This is a genomic window from Brevundimonas naejangsanensis (genome assembly GCF_003627995.1).
GTDB lineage: Bacteria > Pseudomonadota > Alphaproteobacteria > Caulobacterales > Caulobacteraceae > Brevundimonas > Brevundimonas naejangsanensis_B.
The window spans coordinates 1,642,433-1,660,336 of sequence record NZ_CP032707.1; the positions used below are offsets into that span (position 1 = coordinate 1,642,433).

The window sequence follows — 17,904 nt, forward strand, 5'->3', positions numbered from 1 at the left end:
ATGACCCACTCCGTCACCCCCAATGTCGCCGGCGCCGACCGCGAACTGATCGCCTTCCGCATCGGCGAGCAGGAGTTCTGCGTCGACATCATGAGCGTGCGCGAGATCCGCGGCTGGAGCCCGGCTACGCCCCTGCCGCGCTCGCCCGCCTATATGAAGGGCGTTATCAACCTGCGCGGCGCCGTCCTGCCGATCATCGACCTGGGCGCGCGCTTCGGCCTGAAGACCGGCGAGCCGACCGAACGGCACGTCATCATGGTGGCTCATGTGGGCTCGCGTCTGGTCGGCCTCCTGGTCGACGCGGTGTCGGACATCGTCCAGCTGTCGGACGCGGCCATCCAGCCGACCCCCGACGTGGCCAGCGACCAGGTGAAGTCCTTCGTGAAGGGCATCTTCGCCGTCGAGGGCGGCCGCATGATCAGCCTGATCGACCTGGACCACGTCCTGCCGGAAGGCGAGGCCGAAGCGGCATGACGAACGTCGCCGGACGGGAGGCCCTGGTCGAAGGCGAGTTCGTCTTCACCGCCGAGGACTTCCGTCACATCGCCCAGACCCTGCACGCGCACGCGGGCATCGCCCTCAGCGAGGGCAAGGCGGCGCTGGTCTATTCGCGCCTGGCCAAGCGTCTGCGCCTGCTCGGCCTGCGCAGCTTCCGCGACTATTGCGCCCTGATCGACGGGGCCGAGGGCGTGGACGAGCGCCAGGCGATGATGGCGGCCCTGACCACCAACGTCACCCGCTTCTACCGCGAGCCGCACCACTTCGATCACCTGCGCGATCGGGTCATGCCGGAGCTGGCCGCAAAGGCGCGGGCGGGCGGGCGCGTGCGCCTGTGGTCCGCCGCCTGCTCGAACGGGCAGGAGCCTTACTCCATGGCCCTGACGGTGCTGGACGTCCTGCCCGAGGCTGCTGATCTGGACGTGCGCATCCTGGCCACCGACATCGACCCCAACATGGTCGCCGAGGGCGCGGCGGGCGTCTATGCCGAGGAGCTGCTGAACCCGGTTCCGGCGGCGTCGCGCAAGCATTTCGAGCCGGTCGCCGGCGCGCCCGGCCGCTTCTCGGCCGACGCGACCCTGCGGCGGCTGGTGACGTTCAAGGAGCTGAACCTGATCGGCGACTGGCCGATGCGCGGCCGCTTCGACGTCATCTTCTGCCGCAACGTCGTGATCTATTTCGACGACGTGACCCAGGCGCGGGTCTGGAGCCGCTTCACCCCGATCATGAACCCCGGCGGGGTTCTATACATCGGTCATTCCGAGCGCGTGACGGGGCCGGCCGCGGCCGAACTGCAGCCCGCCGGCCTGACCACCTACGTCAAGGGAGCGGCGGCATGAGCGCGGTCTCGGTCCTGGTGGTGGACGACAGCGCCACCATGCGCAGCCTGATCAGCGCCGTCCTGCGGCGCGATCCGGAGATCAACGTGGTCGGCACGGCCGCCGACCCGCTGGAGGCGCGCGCCAAGATCAAGGAGCTTAATCCCGACGTCATCACCCTGGACGTCGAGATGCCCAACATGAACGGGCTGGAGTTCCTCGAGAAGATCATGCGGCTGCGGCCCATGCCGGTGGTCATGGTCTCGACCCTGACACAGGCGGGAACCGACGTGACCCTGGCGGCGCTGGAGGTCGGGGCCGTCGACGCCGTGGCCAAGCCCGCGCCGGGCGTGCCGGCCCAGGAGGCTTTCGGCGACCTGGCGGAGAAGGTGAAGATCGCCGCGCGCTCTCGTGTTCGCCCGCTGGAAGCCCGCGCGGCCCAGGGGCATGAGGGCGCCTATCACGCCGATCCGAACCATGTGCTGGCCATCGGCTCCTCCACGGGCGGGGTCGAGGCCCTGCTGACCATCCTGTCGGCCTTCCCCGCCGACTGCCCGGCGACGGTCGTCACCCAGCACATGCCCGCCAGCTTCACCAAGAGCTTCGCCGCCCGCCTGAACAAGGCTTCGGCCGCCCAGGTCAGCGAGGCCGAGGACGGGGCGCCGCTGAAGCCCGGCCATGTCTATATCGCCCCGGGCGGAGACGCCCACCTGGCGGTGTCGGGCGGACGCTGTCGCCTGGTCGCGGCCGATCCGGTCAACGGCCACCGTCCGTCGGTCGATGTGCTGTTCGGCTCGGTCGCCCAAATGGGGCGGCCGATGACGGGCGTGATCCTGACCGGCATGGGCAAGGACGGGGCCAAGGGCCTGCTGGCGATGCGCCAGGCCGGCGCCCGCACCCTGGGCCAGGACGAGGCCTCCTGCGTCGTCTATGGGATGCCCCGCGCCGCCTTCGAAGCGGGCGCCGTCGAGCGCCAGTTGCCCCTGTCCCGCATGGCCCCGGCCATCCTCGAATCTTGCGCCGCCCGCTCGGCCGCGCCCCAGTCAGTCGCGTAAGGACGCCCATGCCCGCCGCTTCCGCCATCCGCACCCTTGTCGTCGACGACCAGCTGACGATGCGTTCCCTGGTCCGCGCCAGCCTGCATCAAATCGGCATGCGCGAGATCGACGAAGCGCCCGACGGGGAGGCGGCCCTGCGCTTCCTGCTGGCCCAGCCGGTCCATCTGGTGATCTCGGACTTCAACATGCCCAACCTGGACGGGCTGAGCCTGTTGCGCGCCATCCGCGCCCACCCGCCCCTGTCCAAGACGGCCTTCATCATGCTGACGGGCCGGGCCGACCGCGAACTGGTGCAGCGCGCCGTGCAGTTCGGCGTGAACAACTATCTGGTGAAGCCCTTCACCACCGCCCAGCTGAAGGACAAGCTGGAAGCGGTCTTCGGCCCGCTGACGTGACCGACGCGGCGGTCCAGGAGCCGGTCGAGCGGCGCGTGCACGTGGGGCAGGGCGAACACCATGTGTCGTCCGATCCCGACGTCGTGCTGACGACCATCCTGGGCAGCTGCGTCGCCCTGTGCCTGCGCGACCCCGTGGCCGGGGTGGGCGGCATGAACCACTTCCTTCTGCCGGAAGGGGCGGGGACCGGCGAAACGTCCGGCACGGGCGCGGGCCGCCGCTACGGCGCTTATCTGATGGAAATTCTGATCAACGACGTGCTCAAGGCCGGCGGGCGCCGTGACCGGCTGGAGGCCAAGCTGTTCGGCGGCGGCCGCATGTTCGACGTCCTGACCGACGTGGGCGCCGCCAACGTCGAATTCGCCGAACGTTTTCTGGCCGACGAGGGCATTTCCGTGCTCGGCGGCAGTTTGGGGGGCGTCGGGGGGCGCCGACTACACTATTGGCCGGTCAGCGGCCGGGCGCGGCAACGCGTGGTGACCGATCGGGCGGCCCTGCCGCCCTCGACGCCGCCGCCGCCTCCGGCGGCCGGAGAACTGGAGCTCTTCTGAAATGGGCGAGAACGACAATCGCGACCTGCTGGCCGCCATGGCGGCGGAACTGGCCGACATCCGCGGCGAGATCGAGGTGGCCGGCGGACTGGTGTCCGAGGTCCTGCGCCTGCTGCCGCCCGAAACGCGGCTGGGGTATCTGACGCGCAGTCAGACCTTCGACGTCCTGGTCCAGCGGGTCGAGGCCCTGGCGGGCCTGGCCCAGGCCGTGGCCGACGACCAGCCCATGGACACCGCCCTGGCGGCCCTGCCCCTGGCCGAGATGGCCGAGCGGATGCAGGAGACGGCCCACCGCGCCCGTCCGGCGACCGCCGCCGCCGACCCCGCCGACGACGCGCCCGCCGCAGCGGCAGGCGTGCTGCACCTGTTCTGAGCGTATGGCCGAAGACCGCGTCAATCTGGAGCAGTCGACGGTTCTGCTGGTCGACGACAACCCCCAGGCCCTGGACATGCTGAGCTCGGTCTTCCTGGGCTTCGGCGTCAAGGAGCAGATCAAATGCGCCTCGGCCGTCGAGGCGGTGAAGGTCGTCCAGAAGCGCCAGATCGACCTAGTGGTCATCGACTGCGGCGACCCGGAGATGGACAGCTACGCCTTCACCCGCTGGCTGCGTCGCGAGACGCCGGCGCCGCTGCGCTACATCCCTGTCATCCTGCTGACCGGCCACGCCTCCCAGGCCAAGGTGCAGGAGGGGCGCGACTGCGGCGTCAGCTTCGTCGTGACCAAGCCGCTGACGCCCGCCGTGCTGCTCAAGCGCATCCTGTGGCTGGCCGGCGACGAGCGCGAGTTCGTCGAAGCGGCCAGCTATGTCGGGCCGGATCGCCGGGTGCGTAATTTCGGCCCGCCGATCGGCGTGCCGGGCCGCCGCAAGGGCGACCTGTCCACCCACGTCGGCGCCGCGGTCGAAGCCAATATGGATCAGGCCGACATCGACATGCTGCTCAAGCCCATGAGGGTCTCGCTGTGACCACGACGCCGGAAGCCCGCACCCTGAAGATCAAGACCTCCCTGGCGCGGCAGATGGCCCAGCCCGGCGGCCGGACCCTGGCCGACGTCGAGCGCCGCGCCAACGATCGCCTGGGCCGCCACAAGGCCGAGGTCATGGCCGAGATCGAGGCCGCCGTGGCCGGGCTGGAAGGGCTGTGCGCGGCGCGTCCCGACGCCCCCGCGGCCGAGGTCTATCGCCTGGCCTCGCGGGTGCTGGACCTGGCCGGCTTCTTCGACACGGGGCCGCTCTACGAGGCGGGCTACAGCCTGGCCGACGTCGCCGACCGCATGGCGGCGGCCGGCGCCTGGGACTGGCCTCCGGTGCTGGTGCACGTCCAGGCCCTGCGCCTGATCCTGAAGGCGGGCTGCGAACGCAACGCCGCGACCGACCACCTGCTGGCGGGATTGAAGGCCGTGGCGATCAAGGCGCGGACATAAGACCCTTCTCCCCTTGTGGGAGAAGGTGGCAGGCGGAGCCTGACGGATGAGGAGTTGCGGGACCTGGGCCTGGCAACCCTTCGTCCGATTTCGGAGAGACCCCTCATCCGGCCCTGACGGGCCACCTTCTCCCACAAGGGGAGAAGGAAGCGGTCAGCCGTAGCGGGCGATGCCCAGGTCCGCCGTCTCGATGTCGGGCGTGCGGCCGTCGATGAGGTCGGCGATGACGCGGGCCGAGCCGCAGGCCATGGTCCAGCCCAGCGTCCCGTGGCCGGTGTTCAGGAACAGGTTGTCGATCGGGGTCTTGCCGATCACCGGGGTGCCGTCCGGCGTCATCGGGCGCAGGCCCGACCAGAAGCTGGCCGCCTTCAGGTCGCCCGCGCCGGGGAACAGCGAGCCGACCGAATGCTCCAGCGTGTTGCGGCGCTGCGCCGGCAGGACGTTGTTGTAGCCCGAGATTTCGGCCATGCCGCCGACGCGGATGCGGTCGCCCAGGCGGGTGATGGCCACCTTGTAGCTCTCGTCCATGATGGTCGAGACGGGGGCGGCGGGTTCGTCGATGATCGGAGCGGTGATGGAATAGCCCTTCACCGGATAGACCGGCAGGGTCATGCCTAGCGGCTTGACCATCTGCGGCGAATAGGAGCCCAGGGCCAGGACATAGGCGTCGGCCGTGACCACGCCCTTGTCGGTCTTCACCCCGGTGATGCGGCCGCCCTCGGCGATCAGCCCCTGGATGGTTGTTCCGTACTGGAAGGTCACGCCGTTCGCGGCGGCCACGTCGGCCAGGGCGTTGGTGAATTTGAAGCAGTCGCCGGTCTCGTCCTTGGGCAGGCGCAGGCCGCCGACGAACAGGTCGCGCGTGGCCTTCAGACCCGGCTCGGCGCGGATGCAGCCGTCCTGATCCAGCACCTCGAAGGGGACGCCGCCTTCGCGCAGGACCTCGGTGTCCTTGTAGATGCCGTCCAGCTGCTTCTGGGTGCGGAACAGCTGCAGCGTCCCCTGGGTGCGGTGGTCGTAGTCGAGGCCCAGCTCTTCGTTCAGCGCCGTCTGCACCACCTGGCTGTAGTCGGCCAGGCGCACCATGCGCGCCTTGTTCAGCGCATAGCGGGCCGAGGTGCAGTTGCGCAGCAGGGCCAGCAGCCAGCGCATGGTGGCCGGGTTCACCTGCGGCTGCAGGATCAGCGGGGCGTGGCGCATGAACAGCCACTTCACCGCCTTGGCGGGAATGCCGGGCGCGGCCCAGGGCGAGGAATAGCCGGGCGAGATCTCGCCCGCGTTGGCGAAGCTGGTCTCCAGCGCCGGACCGCCCTGGCGGTCGATGACGGTCACCTCATGCCCCTGGCGCGCCAGGTAGTGGGCGGTGGTCACGCCGATGACGCCGGCGCCGAGGATTGCGATCTTCATTGGTCTTGACCTTACGCGAGACAGACGCGTCGGCTCCCTAGACCAGATTTTGCGCGGGTCGCGCAAGTCGCAGTTTGTGTGCGCTGCAATATGGGCGACGCTTAAAAGGACCGGCCCGGATCGCGCGATCCGGGCCGATTATTTGCTCATTTAATGAAGCGGGCCTCGACGGGGGCGTAGCGGTCCCACACCGCCTTGTCCGCCAGGGAGCGCAGCAGCTTGAGATATTCCGCGTGTGTCCAGGCCAGGGGCGTGGCCGAGTTGGTGCCTTCCCCCATCGTCTCCTTGTGCCAGGTTGGATGGCCGACGCCGTCCCAGACCTGTTCGGGCAACAGCAGGCCGGCGTTGGCGAACCGCTCCATGCCGCGCACATAGGTCTGGCGGATGGCGTTCAGGGACGCGTCGTCGGCGGCCCCGGCCTGCAGGGCGCGGGCCAGTTCATAGTGGCCGCGTTCGCCGGTGAAGAAGGGCCAGACCCGGCCGCGCTGGCCCGGCGCCATGACGCCGCCGACGCCGTAGCCCTTGCCGTCCGAGACGTCCTCGCCGTAGCCGTCGACGCCGTAGCGGCGCCAGCCCGGCGTCTGGTCGCCCGCCGGGCCGAAGTCGTAGCGGACGCGGACCATGTCCTCGCGCGCCGTGTCGTCGTATTCGCCCAGCGTCGCGACGACGTGCTCGTCGTTCGCCGCGCGCACGCCGTAGCGCACCAGTTCCAGGAAGCCGCCGTCGATCACGTGATCCTCGGGCGGGGCGATCTGGCCGTTGGCCGTTCCGATCGGGGCCTTGTCGTTCGGGTCGGTGTTGCGGGTGATGCGGACGTAGTAGCGCCCGTCGCCGAAGTCGCCGTTGGTGGTGAACATCGTCGCCTCGATGGCGGCGGCGTAGCGGTCGGCGGCGGCCTGATAGCGCTCCGCGCCGGCGGCGTCGCCCGTCGCCCGCGCCATCTCGGCGGCCACGGTCAGGCCGGCCACCACGGCGGCGGTGGTCGAGGGGGAATAGCCCTGTTGCTCCTCCCAGCGTTCCTGCTGGGTGAAGGGCGGGCGGATCTCGTTCTGGTTCCAGTCGATGTCGACCTTGCCGCCGTCGACCAGGAAGTCGGCCGCGGGCTTGAGCATCCTGGCGTACATCTCGGCCATGTCGGCGTCGGTCAGCCAGCCCAGGGTCCACAGGCGATGGCCCAGCATCAGCGGCATGGCCGTCTGGTCCAGCTGGACCGCCATCCACTCCAGCGTGCCGTCGACGTGGGTCTTCTGCAGGAACCAGCCGCCGGCGCCCTTGTTGCCCGGCGTGTCCGGCCCGACCTGGACCTGGGGCAAATAGTGGAAGGCGGCCAGGGGCGTCGCCTTGTCGCCCAGCGCCGCGAAGGCCATGGCCACCTGATAGAAGTCGCGCGGCCAGACGGCCTTGTAGCCGGTCGAAGGCTTGGACGCGTCCACCGTGTCGCCCCAGGGGTTGGACAGGGAGGCGATCAGGGCGCCGGCGTAGGTGTGGTCCTCCAGCGCCTTGATCATCAGGGCCGAGGAATAGGCCAGCTTGCCGCCGTCGGTTCCCTGCGCGGCCAGACGCGGCAGGTCGGTCAGCGAGGCGATGTAGTCCTCCCAGCCAAGGCGCTCGCCCTCGCCGTTGAAGCGTTTCAGCACCTCGTCGAGGCCGGTGGCGAAGGCGGCGTCGGCCTGGGCTTCCGCCGCCACGCGGCTGTCGCCGAAGCCGATGACGAAGTCGCGGCTGACGCTCTGGCCCTGCTCCAGACGCGGCAGGGCGCCGGTCAGCATGATGTTGCCGCTCGCATCCCCGGTGGTCGTATAGGCGGGCAGGGCGCCGGCCTTCAGGCCCGTCAGGCCGTCAGACACGTCCATGAAGCCGACGCTGGCGGCCTCGAACGGGGCGCTGGGGCGCAGGGCCAGGTGGACGCTGCCTTCATGGGCGAACAGGCCGGTCTTGGCCGCCTCGCCCCGGTCGTCCACGCCGGTGTTGGCCATGTGCGGCTCCAGCAGGACATAGGGGGTCACGCCGCCCTTCAGCGCCCGCACGGTGACGCGCAGGATCAGGGCCTGGCCGTCTGGGTCGGTGAAGACCTGCTTGTCGATGGCGAAGCGCCCGGCCCTGTCCGTCGTCGTCACACGATAGGCGGGCGACAAGGGGCGGCCCTCCGCATCCTTGTGCAGGTAGTCGACGGCGAAGTCGGTGTCCGTCCCCTCGACCGCCAGGCCGCTGTCGGTCATCACGGCCAGGCGCAGCTGCTTGATCTGGGCTTCGTGGATCAGGCCGTACATGGTCTCGGTCAGGACGCCGTCGGCGATGGAGAACCAGACTTTAGACACGGTCCCGGTCGGCCCGCCGTCGCGATAGGCGCCGTCGACATAGGCCTCATAGGCCGTGCCCGCGCCCACCTTGGCGGCATAGGCCCAGGTCGGGGGCTCGCCGGGGGCGCCGGGCGCGACCTGGGCGTTGGCGGTCCCCGCCAGGACGGAGGCGGCGGCGCCGGCCAGGATCAGGCTCTTGAAGAGACGCATGGAGAAACCTTTCACTCAGGCGGGCGTCAGCAGGAATTTCAGCGGCACGTCGAGGCGGCCGTTCCACGACGCCTCATTGTGCCGATGGCCGGGGAAGACCAGGGTCTGGAAGTCGCGCGGGCCGTAGCCCTTCTCGCGGAAGACGGCGTCGATGCGGCTCTGGAAGGTGGCGTAGAACTGGTCCAGCGTCTCGTCGCCGCGATCGAAATAGAAGCGGTGCGATCCCGGCGCGGGCAGGCCGTTCGCCACCACCCCGGTCCAGGCCCCGACCACCTTGTCGCGCCAGACGGCCAGGGCGGCCGGATCGTCCAGACCGTCGATGCGCAGCGGCCAGTGGGTCGACAGGCAGGCGGCGGCGCCGAAGACCTGCGGATGCTTCATCACCGCATAGAGGGAGATCAGCCCGCCCATGCTGGAGCCGCTGACCATGGTGTCCGACGGCCCGGTCAGGGTGCGGTAGCTCTGGTCGATGAAGGGCTTCAGCTCCTCGACCAGGAAGCGCAGGTAGCCGTCCGACAGGGGCGCGCCGCCATAGATGGCCTGAACGTCGTCGCGGACGTCGGCGGGCAGGGCGGCGATCAGGTCGGCGGGCACGTATTCGCGCAGGCGCAGCGGCGTGTTCCAGACGCCGACCACGATGGGGGCGCGCACCTGGTCGTTGGCGATCAGCCGGCCCAGATGCTCGTCCACGCCCCACTCGCCGAAGGGGGCCTTGGCGGCGTCGAACAGGTTCTGGCCGTCGTGCATGTAGAGGACGGGATGGCGACCCGACCCCGCCTCATAGCCGGGCGGCAGCCAGACGGTGACGTTGCGGGGCCGGACGTGGCTTGATGCAAAGTCGGGGTGTTCGACCAGCGTCCCGTCGACGGGGATGTCGGCCATCGCTTTCCCCGCGAAGGGCAGGGCGGCCAGCAGGCCGAGCGTCATGCGGCGCGACAGGCTCATCCTTTATGCTCCCGCACGAACAGGGCCGAGACGGCGGCGATGAAGAAGCTGACGCCGCCGATGATCAGGGCGTAGATCGCCTGACCCTCGAACAGGTGGCGCAGGATCAGGCCGAGGATGGTCGCGGCCAGCAACTGGGGCACGACGATGAAGATGTTGAAGACGCCCATGTAGACGCCCATCTTCCGCCCCGGCAGGGCGCCCGCCAGGATGGCGTAGGGCATGGACAGGATCGAGGCCCAGGCGAAGCCCACCCCGATCATCGGCAGCCACAACAGGGCTGGATCGCGGATCACGGCGACGCCGATCAGGCCGAGACCCCCCAGCACCAGGTTGATCGCATGGGCGCCGCGCCGCCCCGTCCTTTTGGCGACGACCGGGATCAGGAAGGCGGCCAGGGCGGCGACGCCGTTATAGACGCCGAACAGCACCCCGACCCAGTCGGCCCCGGCGTTGTAGGCCGCGCTGGTCGGATCGGAGGAGCCGTAGTGGACCGCCGTCACCGTGGCGGTGGTGTAGATCCACATTGCGAACAGGGCGAACCAGCTGAAGAACTGAACCACGGCCAGGCCCTTCATGGCAGCGGGCATGGCGAAGATGTCGTCGAGGATCTCGGTCAGGCCGTTGGTCCGCTCGGCCCGGCGGAAGGCGGCGACGGCCAGTTGCAGGGCGCCGAACACGGCCAGCGCGCCAGCCAGAATATAGAGCTCCTTCTCCCAGCCCGAGGCCAGGACCAGGGCGGCGACCGCCACGCCCAGGCCCAGGAAGGTCAGGCCGCCGAGGCCGTAGAGGCCCGCCCCGCGCTGAGGCGAGGCCGGGGCCGGGTCGTTCTCGGCCAGGCCGTCGAAGGCGGCGATCTCGGCCGGGCTGTATTCCTTGGTGGTGAACACGGTCCACAGCACCGCGCCCAGCAGGCCCGCCGCCCCGACGTAGAAGGCGATCTTCACCGACAGGGGCACGGCCCCCTCCGCCGCCGTCGAGGCGACGTGGAAGACGTTGGACAGCAGCCACGGCAGGACCGAGGCGAACACCGCCCCCGCCCCTATAAAGAAGCTCTGCATCGCATAGCCCGTAGTGCGCTGCTCCTCGGGCAGGTTGTCGCCGACGAAGGCGCGGAACGGCTCCATGGTGACGTTGATCGAGGCGTCCATGATCCACAGCATGGCGGCGGCGAACCACAGGCTCGGGCTGTTCGGCATCAGCACCAGGGCCGCCGAGGTCAGCAGGGCTCCGACCAGGAAGTAGGGCCGGCGACGGCCCAGCCGCCCCCAGGTCTTGTCGCTGAAATGGCCGATGATCGGCTGGACCAGCAGGCCCGTGACCGGCGCGGCGATCCACAGGATGGCCAGGCTGTCGATCTCGGCGCCCAGGGTCTGGAAGATGCGGCTGGTGTTGGCGTTCTGCAGACCGAAGCCGATCTGGATGCCGAAGAAGCCGACGCACATGTTCCAGATCGCCCACATCGACAGGCGAGGCCGCGTGGCGCGCGGCGTCTGGCTTTCAGCGGACAGGACGGGGGCGGCGTCTTTCATCAGCGCGGTTTCCTTCCCAGCGGCACGAAGCGGATGGCCTGGCCGCCGCCGGGGGCCAGGTTCAGCGTCAGCGTATCAGCGGCCGTGACCTCGCGCTGCTCGATGACGATGTCCTCGCGCTTGCCGCGATAGTCGGCGTCGGGGCCGTCGCGATAGATTTCGGCGCGATAGCGGCGGCCGGCGTCCAGGAAGGTCAGCGGCGCGGCCAGGCTGCGCGGATGCTCGTCGGTGACGGCGCCCAGAGCCCAGACGTCGGAGTTGCGGTCCTTGCGGGCGATGGTGACGAAGTCGCCGATCTCGCCGTTCAGCACGCGGGTCTCGGCCCAGTCGACCGGCACGTCCTTGATGAACTGGAAGGGGCCAGGGTTGGCCTCGTAGTGGACCAGCAGGTCGGCGGCCATCTGCAGCGGGCTGTAGATGACGACATAGAGGGCCAGCTGCTTGGCCCAGGTGGTCTGGATGCCGCCGGGACTGCGCGTCTCCATGCCGAAGATGCCGGGGGTGTAGTCCATCGGCCCGGCCAGCAGGCGGGTGAAGACCAGGTTGGCCTCGTGCTCGGGCGGGTTGCCCGGCTGGCCCCAGGCGCTGAACTCCATGCCGCGCGCGCCTTCGCGGGTAATCATGTTGGGATAGGTGCGGCGCAGGCCCGTGTCCTTGAACGGCTCGTGAGCGTTGACGGCGATCTGATGTTTCGCCGCCGCCTCGATGACGCGCATGTGGTGCTGGGCCAGGGGCTGGCTCTCGTGCCAGGCCATGACCGAGCCGCCGCCCGGCGCGGCCACCCGCGCGCCGCCGGCGTCGGCGACATAGCCGGTTTTCACCGAATGCATGCCCAGCCGCTGATAGAGGGCGAAGCCCGCCTCCATCTGCTGCTCATAGTGGTAGGCGTTGCCGCCGGTCTCGTGGTGGCCGATCAGCTGGACGCCCTTGGAGCGGGCGTGGGCGGTGACGCGCTCGATGTCGAAGTCGGGATAGGTCTCGGTGAAGCTGTAGTCCGCGCCGTTGCCGAACCAGTCGCCGTCCCAGCCCTTGTTCCAGCCCTCGACCAGCACCCCGCCGAAGCCGTGCCGGGCGGCGAAGTCCACGTGCTTGATGGCGTTCTCGGTGGTGGCGCCGTGCTTGGGCCCCGAGGCCCAGGACTTCAGCTCCAGGTGCATCTCCCACCAGACGCCGACGTATTTCATCGGCTTGAACCAGCTGACGTCGCCCAGCTTGTTGGGCTCGTTCAGGTTCAGGATCAGGCTGGATTCGACCAGGCCCGCGGCCGTGTCGCTGATCTGCAGGGTGCGCCACGGGGTGTGGAAGGGGGCCTGGCGTTCCACGGCGGCGTTGGTCAGGCCGGGCGTCAGCTGGGCGCGGAACTTCAGCCTCTCGGCGCGGCGCAGGTTCATCCCCGCATAGTCGATCAGGGCCGCCTCGTGGATCGAGACGTGCAGGCCGGAATCGCCGCGCACCGTCATCGGCGTCTGGGCGCTGCCGACCGCGTCGATGCGGGTGCGGTTGTAGAGGTATTCCTCGCGGTTCCATTCCCAGGCCGGGATCCACCAGGCCTCGCCGTCCTCGGCCAGGTTGAACTCGGTCAGTTCGGCGCCGATGCGGACCGTCTTCAGCCCGTCCTGCTCGGGGAATTCGTAGCGGAAGCCCAGGCCGTCGTCATACAGGCGCCAGACCACGTCGAAGCGGCGGCCGAGCGCCGTCTTCTCGACGAAGGAGACGCGCCATTCGTTGTAGTGGTTGCGCACGTAGCGGCGCTCGCCCCAGGGCTGCTCCCAGGTCTCGTCGACCGTGACCGGCCGGGCGGCGCTCAGGGTCATGTTGCGCTCCAGCATGGGCGCGTCGGTCAGCAGGAAGCCCAGCCAGGAGGCCTCGACCACCGGACGGCCCAGGCGGCTGACCGAATAGGTCGGGCGGCCGTCGTTGTCGGTGGCCATCTCGACCGTCAGCACCCCGCCGGGCGAAGAGGCGCGCACGGCGTTCGCGGACGACTGGGCCATGGCGGGCGCGCCGAAGGCGAGGGCCGAGACGGTGCCCAGGGCCAGGAAGGAGCGACGCTTCAACATCAGGGAGTGATCCTTGCACAGAGGCTCTTGTCAGGCGCCGTTTGATGGGCGCATGAGAGAGCAAGATTTGCAGCAAATTTTGCAGCATGAGATTTCGGAGTCCGCGACCCGTGAGCCGCAAGTCCACGCGACTGGAAGACCTGGCCCGGCTGGCGGGGGTGTCCATCTCGACCGCCTCGCGGGCGCTGAACGACCATCCGGCGGTCAACGACCGGACCAAGCAGCTGATCTGGAAGCTGGCGCGCGAGCACGACTATCCGTTCCGCCGCTACATGCCCGCCGGGCCGATCGGGGCCGAGGCGACCATCGCCCTGGTCGTGCCGCGCCCGCAGGGGCGCGAAGGGCGGCTCAGCGATCCCTTCTTCCTGGAGTTGCTGGCCGGGGTGGGCGAGGCGGCGCGCGAGCGCGGCTGCGATCTGATCATCAGCCACCTGGCGCCCGCCACCTATGAGGACGTGGCCGCGGCCATGACCACCAGCCGGGCTGACGGGGTCATCTTCCTGGGCCAGAGCACCCTGCACGCGGCCTTCAACCGCATGGTCGAGACCGAGGCGCGCTTCGTCGTCTGGGGCGCCGAACTGCCGGACCAGCTCTATTGCTCGATCGGCTCGGACAACATCCACGGCGGGCGCCGCGCGACGCTGCACCTGGCCCGCCTGGGCCGCAAACGCATCGTCTTCCTGGGCGACCTGGACCCGCCCGAGTCCATGCAGCGCCACCGCGGCTACCTCGAGGCCCTGGAAGGGGCGGGGCTGGCGGTCGATCCGGACCTGATCGTCGACGCCCATTTCGAGGTGGAATCGGCCGAGGCCTCGGTGGAGTCCCTGATCCGGCGCGGCGTCGCCTTCGACGGCGTGGTCTGCGCCAGCGACCAGATCGCCCTGGGCGCGGTGCGCGCCCTGCTGAACGCCGGGCGCCGCGTGCCCGAGGACGTCTCCGTCATCGGCTTCGACAACGTGCCCTTCAGCCGCTACTCGCGCCCGGCCCTGTCGACCATCGCCCAGGACACGATGAAGGCCGGGCGGCTGATGGTGTCCAAGCTGCTGGACCACGCCGGCCAGACGGTCGGCCGGTCCGAGCGGGTGCCGACCGAGCTGATCGTGCGCGAAAGCTGCGGCGGCTGACCCCACCTCAGCCCGCGTCCTTGCGCAGCAGCACGCCGCCCAGCGGGGGCAGGACGCCCGGCCGGGCCGCATCCAGATTGACCGCGTCGACGACGGCGTAGCCTTCGGGCGCGCGCCAGGCCTGCGCCTCGTGGCCCAGGTTGAAGGCGGCCAGCAGGGCCTCGTCCGCGCCCTCGCGGGTGAAGACCAGGACCGGCTCGGTCGCGAGCACCGCCATGGCGCCCGTCTTCAGCGCCGGATGGGCGCGGCGCAGGGCCAGGATGCGGCGCGCGGCGTGCAGCATGGAGGTCGGATCGGCCTCCTGGGCGTCCACCGCCATCGCCGGGTGGCGCGGGTCGATCGGCAGCCAGGGCTCGACGCTCGAGAAGCCGGCGAAGGGGGCGTCGGCCGACCACGGCATGGGGGTGCGGGCGCCGTCGCGACCCAGGGTCTGGGGCCAGTTGGCGATGGCCTCGGGGTCGACCAGCCGCTCGAACGGCACCTCGCCCTGGGGCAGGCCCAGCTCCTCGCCGTAATAGACGAAGACGTTGCCGCGCAGGCTGACCAGCAGCAGCATCAGCATCTCGGCCAGCCGGCGCTCGTCGCGGCCCTCGGCCCAGCGCGAGACGGCGCGCGGCGCGTCGTGGTTGGAGAAGGTCCAGGACGGCCAGCCCTCGCCCGCGTCGCCGGGCCACATGGCCGCGCCCGCCTGCACCAGGTCGACGACCAGCCTCTGGGCGTAGAGGTAGAGGAAGCCGTAGGCGCTGTGCAGATGACGGCCGTCGGCCGTGTATTCCTTCATCTCGCGGTCGGCGTGGTCGCCGCCGACCTCGGCCACGGTGAAGCGGCCGTCGCCGTAGCTGTCGGTCAGGGCCCGCACCCGCTCCAGGAACAGGATGATGTCGGGGTGGGACTGGTTGTAGATCTTGTCCTGGAAGTCGAACGGCCGTGTCCGCTTGCCGCCCGCCGGGAAGGCCGGATTGTCCTTCAGCGACGGGTCGTTGATCATGAAGTTGACGGCGTCCAGGCGGAAGCCGTCGACGCCCCGGTCCAGCCAGAACTTGCCGGCGGCCAGAAGCGCGTCCTGCACCGCCGGATTGCGGCCGTTCAGCTGCGGCTGCTCGGGCAGGAAGTTGTGCTGGTAGTACTGGCCGCGCCGTGCGTCCCAGGTCCAGCCCGGCCCGCCGAAGACGGACTGCCAGTTGTTCGGCGGCGAGCCGTCGGCCTTGGCGTCGGCCCAGACGTACCAGTCGGCGTAAGGGTTGGCGCGGTCCTGACGGCTGGCCTTGAACCATTCGTGCTGGTCCGAGGTGTGCGACCAGACCTGGTCGACGATGATCTTCAGCCCCAGAGCGTGGGCCTTCTCCACCAGCCGGTCGAAGTCGGCCAGGGTCCCGAACACCGGATCGACGTCGCAGTAGTCGGCCACGTCATAGCCGAAGTCCTTCATCGGCGAGGTGTAGAAGGGCGAGATCCACACCGCATCCACGCCCAGGGAGGCGATGTGGTCCAGGTGCGCCGTGACGCCGTTCAGGTCGCCGACGCCGTCGCCGTCGGTGTCGGCGAAGCTGCGCGGATAGACCTGATAGACGACGGCGCCGCGCCACCAGTCCTGATGGGCCTGGTCGGGAGAGGGGACGACGGGGAGGGTCGCGAGGGTCACTTACTGGGCGCCTTTGGAAACGCAGATCATGTAGTCGAGCGGCGGCACGCTGACGCGGACGACGCCGGGGGCGACGGATTGGGCGGGGCAGGCGCCGCGGCTGGCGCTCCAGCCGGTCGAGGCCGGATCGACCGCGACATTGGCGGTCAGGGGCGTCGTGCCGGTGTTGAACACCACCAGGGTTTCGCCGGCCTGACCCGCTTCGGCGCGGGTGAAGGCGAACAGGCCGGGTTCCTCGGCGGCGGCGCGCACCGTCTGCAGGCCGCGACGCAGGGCCGGGTCGGCGGCGCGCAGCCGCGCCATCTCGGCGATGGCCTGGTAGAGCGGCGCCTGGCGGTCATAGGGATCGCGCAGGCCGCCGATGCGCTGTTCGGCGCGGTAGCTGGGAACCTGGCCGTCCCACATGTCCTGGCGTCCGCCGCCGTAGCCGCCGCCGCCGGCGAAGCCCTGCTCGTCGCCGTAGTAGAGGGTCGGCACGCCCCGGCTGAACATCATCAGGGCGTGGGCCAGGGTCGTGCGGGCCAGAAGTTCCTGATCAGAGGCCTGCGGGTGGGCCTTGAGCACGAAGCCGCCGATGCGGCCCATGTCATGGTTGCCCAGGAAGGTCGGCAGGTGCAGGGCGGCCTCGGCCCCGCCTTCGTACAGGGCGTCGGCGGCGAACATCGTCGCCAGGGCGTCCGGCGCCTTGGCCCCGTTGGCCACGTCGGTGGCGACCGACTGGAAGGCGAAGTCGAGGACGGCGGGCAGCTTGTCCACCCGCGTGTGCCGCGCCAGCGCCGCCGGGTCGTGATCATAGACCTCGCCGAAGACGTGGAAGTTGGGGATGCCGCGCGCCTTGGCCCGCTCCATGATAGCCGGGACGAAAGCCTGCCAGAACTCGGGGTTCACGTGCTTGGCGGTGTCGATGCGGAAGCCGTCGATGCCGTAGTCGTCGATCCAGTCGCCGAAGATCTCGATCATGCCCTGAACCACGCGCGGGTTCTCGGTGAACAGGTCGTCCAGCCCGGCGAAGTCGCCGTGGGTCGAGCTTTCGCCGCGGAAGGTGGAGTCGCCCCGGTTGTGATAGAGCAGCGGATCGTTCAGCCAGGCGGGGACTTTCACCGTCTCCTCGCCCGCCGGGATGTAGGGGGTGTAGGCCCAGGTCGGATCGGTCAGCTTGGCGAAGTCCTCGGCGCCGCCGTCGCCCCGGAAGCCGTCGTTGATCGGCGCGCCGTCGACCCCGCCCTTGCGGGTCCAGGGATAGTCGGCGACCGAACGGTAGGCGCAGTCGTTTTCCGGGCATTCGCGATACTGGATCACGTCGGCCGTGTGGTTGGTGACGATGTCCAGATAGACCTTCATGCCGCGCGCATGGGCGGCCTCAACCAGGGCCTTCATCGTCTCCGGCTCGCCGAAGTGCGGGTCGGGGCGGGTGAAGTCGGTGATCCAGTAGCCGTGAAAGCCCGCCATGGGGCGGCCGACCGTGGGCTGCACCGGCTTGTTCTTGAAGATGGGGGCCATCCAGATGGCCGTGGCGCCCAGTCCCTGGATGTAGTCCAGCTTCTGGATGATCCCGGCCAGGTCGCCGCCGTGGTAAAATTCTGGATTGGCCGGGTCGAAGCCGCTGACCAGGCGGTCGGGGGCGTAGCCGCCGTGATCATTGGCCGCATCGCCGTTGGCGAAGCGGTCGGGCAGCAGGAAGTAGATCACCTCGTCCTGCGGCGGACGCTGGCGGAAGGCCTCGGCAGACGCAGGCGCGGCGACGGGACGGGCGGAGGCGGTCGGGGCGGCGATCAGGCCCGGGGCCAGGCCCGCGATCAGGAGCGTCAGGGCCGAAGCGGCGCCGGACAGGCGACGTTGGCGGCGAGATATGCGGGCCATGACGGTCCCCTCCCATGTCCTGCCGAGGCGATGCGCTGCCGCCTCAGTCTATTTGCAAGTTTTTGCAGCCCATGTTCAGGC

The 17,904-nt window shown here is 69.8% G+C and carries 16 protein-coding genes; 9 read left to right on the forward strand and 7 right to left on the reverse strand.

What is annotated here, in order from left to right; genetic code table 11:
* The 8 genes from D8I30_RS07700 to D8I30_RS07735 are packed head-to-tail and all read left to right on the forward strand — an operon-like array spanning window position 1 to window position 4,743.
* Window positions 1–474, forward strand: coding sequence for a chemotaxis protein CheW (locus tag D8I30_RS07700; RefSeq protein ID WP_121482225.1), 474 nt, complete (start codon window positions 1–3; stop codon window positions 472–474).
* The gene (locus D8I30_RS07705; protein ID WP_121482226.1) at window positions 471–1,337 is read left to right on the forward strand and encodes a CheR family methyltransferase; all 867 of its coding nucleotides are present in this window, start codon (window positions 471–473) and stop codon (window positions 1,335–1,337) included. The genes D8I30_RS07700 and D8I30_RS07705 overlap by 4 nt, the downstream gene beginning before the upstream one ends.
* Window positions 1,334–2,371: a protein-glutamate methylesterase/protein-glutamine glutaminase gene (locus tag D8I30_RS07710; protein WP_121482227.1), complete on the forward strand. Its 1,038-nt coding sequence runs from the start codon at window positions 1,334–1,336 to the stop codon at window positions 2,369–2,371. Before D8I30_RS07705 ends, D8I30_RS07710 begins: the two co-directional genes overlap by 4 nt.
* An 8-nt stretch (window positions 2,372–2,379) precedes the next feature.
* Window positions 2,380–2,769, forward strand: coding sequence for a response regulator (locus D8I30_RS07715; RefSeq protein WP_121482228.1), 390 nt, complete (start codon window positions 2,380–2,382; stop codon window positions 2,767–2,769).
* Entirely contained in the window at window positions 2,766–3,320 is a 555-nt protein-coding gene (locus D8I30_RS07720) for a chemotaxis protein CheD (RefSeq protein ID WP_121482229.1), read from the forward strand. The genes D8I30_RS07715 and D8I30_RS07720 overlap by 4 nt, the downstream gene beginning before the upstream one ends.
* Window position 3,321: 1 nt before the next feature.
* Window positions 3,322–3,693 (forward strand): hypothetical protein, encoded by a 372-nt coding sequence (locus tag D8I30_RS07725; protein ID WP_121482230.1) that lies wholly within the window; start codon window positions 3,322–3,324, stop codon window positions 3,691–3,693.
* Window positions 3,694–3,697: 4 nt separating this feature from the next.
* Complete coding sequence (locus D8I30_RS07730) at window positions 3,698–4,285, forward strand: response regulator (RefSeq protein WP_121482231.1); 588 nt, start codon at window positions 3,698–3,700, stop codon at window positions 4,283–4,285.
* Complete coding sequence (locus D8I30_RS07735; RefSeq protein ID WP_240387176.1) at window positions 4,282–4,743, forward strand: chemotaxis protein CheE; 462 nt, start codon at window positions 4,282–4,284, stop codon at window positions 4,741–4,743. Before D8I30_RS07730 ends, D8I30_RS07735 begins: the two co-directional genes overlap by 4 nt.
* Before the next feature lie 153 nt (window positions 4,744–4,896).
* Here the strand turns inward: D8I30_RS07735 and D8I30_RS07740 are convergent, their stop codons facing one another.
* From D8I30_RS07740 to D8I30_RS07760, 5 genes are all read right to left on the reverse strand, one after another.
* Entirely contained in the window at window positions 4,897–6,150 is a 1,254-nt protein-coding gene (locus D8I30_RS07740) for a D-amino acid dehydrogenase (protein WP_121482232.1), read from the reverse strand.
* Window positions 6,151–6,296: 146 nt separating this feature from the next.
* Window positions 6,297–8,660 carry a glucan 1,4-alpha-glucosidase gene (locus D8I30_RS07745; protein ID WP_121482233.1) on the reverse strand — a complete coding sequence of 788 codons (2,364 nt, stop codon included), beginning with the start codon at window positions 8,658–8,660 and terminating at the stop codon, window positions 6,297–6,299.
* 15 nt (window positions 8,661–8,675) lie between these two features.
* Window positions 8,676–9,605 carry an alpha/beta hydrolase gene (locus D8I30_RS07750; RefSeq protein WP_121482234.1) on the reverse strand — a complete coding sequence of 310 codons (930 nt, stop codon included), beginning with the start codon at window positions 9,603–9,605 and terminating at the stop codon, window positions 8,676–8,678.
* A complete protein-coding gene (locus tag D8I30_RS07755) occupies window positions 9,602–11,137 on the reverse strand; it encodes an MFS transporter (RefSeq protein ID WP_121482235.1) in 1,536 nt (511 codons plus the stop codon). The genes D8I30_RS07750 and D8I30_RS07755 overlap by 4 nt, the downstream gene beginning before the upstream one ends.
* Window positions 11,137–13,197 carry a glycoside hydrolase family 97 protein gene (locus tag D8I30_RS07760; RefSeq protein WP_121482236.1) on the reverse strand — a complete coding sequence of 687 codons (2,061 nt, stop codon included), beginning with the start codon at window positions 13,195–13,197 and terminating at the stop codon, window positions 11,137–11,139. The genes D8I30_RS07755 and D8I30_RS07760 overlap by 1 nt, the downstream gene beginning before the upstream one ends.
* 86 nt (window positions 13,198–13,283) lie before the next feature.
* Here D8I30_RS07760 and D8I30_RS07765 point away from each other — a divergent pair, with 86 nt between their 5' ends.
* A complete protein-coding gene (locus tag D8I30_RS07765; protein ID WP_121482237.1) occupies window positions 13,284–14,321 on the forward strand; it encodes a LacI family DNA-binding transcriptional regulator in 1,038 nt (345 codons plus the stop codon).
* Between the two features lie 7 nt (window positions 14,322–14,328).
* Here D8I30_RS07765 and D8I30_RS07770 read toward each other — a convergent pair whose 3' ends face one another.
* Both D8I30_RS07770 and D8I30_RS07775 read right to left on the reverse strand, forming a co-directional pair.
* Window positions 14,329–15,963 carry an alpha-glucosidase gene (locus D8I30_RS07770; RefSeq protein ID WP_121482238.1) on the reverse strand — a complete coding sequence of 545 codons (1,635 nt, stop codon included), beginning with the start codon at window positions 15,961–15,963 and terminating at the stop codon, window positions 14,329–14,331.
* The gene (locus D8I30_RS07775; RefSeq protein WP_121482239.1) at window positions 15,964–17,823 is read right to left on the reverse strand and encodes an alpha-amylase family glycosyl hydrolase; all 1,860 of its coding nucleotides are present in this window, start codon (window positions 17,821–17,823) and stop codon (window positions 15,964–15,966) included.
* Between the last annotated feature and the right edge of the window lie 81 nt (window positions 17,824–17,904).

What these genes read in the sequence shown, in the direction of transcription:
- D8I30_RS07700 (WP_121482225.1), top strand. Translation starts at nt 1, where the DNA reads ATGACCCACTCCGTCACCCCCAATGTCGCCGGCGCCGACCGCGAACTG.
- D8I30_RS07705 (WP_121482226.1), top strand. Translation starts at nt 471, where the DNA reads ATGACGAACGTCGCCGGACGGGAGGCCCTGGTCGAAGGCGAGTTCGTC.
- D8I30_RS07710 (WP_121482227.1), top strand. Translation starts at nt 1,334, where the DNA reads ATGAGCGCGGTCTCGGTCCTGGTGGTGGACGACAGCGCCACCATGCGC.
- D8I30_RS07715 (WP_121482228.1), top strand. Translation starts at nt 2,380, where the DNA reads ATGCCCGCCGCTTCCGCCATCCGCACCCTTGTCGTCGACGACCAGCTG.
- D8I30_RS07725 (WP_121482230.1), top strand. Translation starts at nt 3,322, where the DNA reads ATGGGCGAGAACGACAATCGCGACCTGCTGGCCGCCATGGCGGCGGAA.
- D8I30_RS07730 (WP_121482231.1), top strand. Translation starts at nt 3,698, where the DNA reads ATGGCCGAAGACCGCGTCAATCTGGAGCAGTCGACGGTTCTGCTGGTC.
- D8I30_RS07740 (WP_121482232.1), bottom strand. Translation starts at nt 6,150, where the DNA reads ATGAAGATCGCAATCCTCGGCGCCGGCGTCATCGGCGTGACCACCGCC.
- D8I30_RS07745 (WP_121482233.1), bottom strand. Translation starts at nt 8,660, where the DNA reads ATGCGTCTCTTCAAGAGCCTGATCCTGGCCGGCGCCGCCGCCTCCGTC.
- D8I30_RS07750 (WP_121482234.1), bottom strand. Translation starts at nt 9,605, where the DNA reads ATGAGCCTGTCGCGCCGCATGACGCTCGGCCTGCTGGCCGCCCTGCCC.
- D8I30_RS07755 (WP_121482235.1), bottom strand. Translation starts at nt 11,137, where the DNA reads ATGAAAGACGCCGCCCCCGTCCTGTCCGCTGAAAGCCAGACGCCGCGC.
- D8I30_RS07760 (WP_121482236.1), bottom strand. Translation starts at nt 13,197, where the DNA reads ATGTTGAAGCGTCGCTCCTTCCTGGCCCTGGGCACCGTCTCGGCCCTC.
- D8I30_RS07765 (WP_121482237.1), top strand. Translation starts at nt 13,284, where the DNA reads ATGAGATTTCGGAGTCCGCGACCCGTGAGCCGCAAGTCCACGCGACTG.
- D8I30_RS07775 (WP_121482239.1), bottom strand. Translation starts at nt 17,823, where the DNA reads ATGGCCCGCATATCTCGCCGCCAACGTCGCCTGTCCGGCGCCGCTTCG.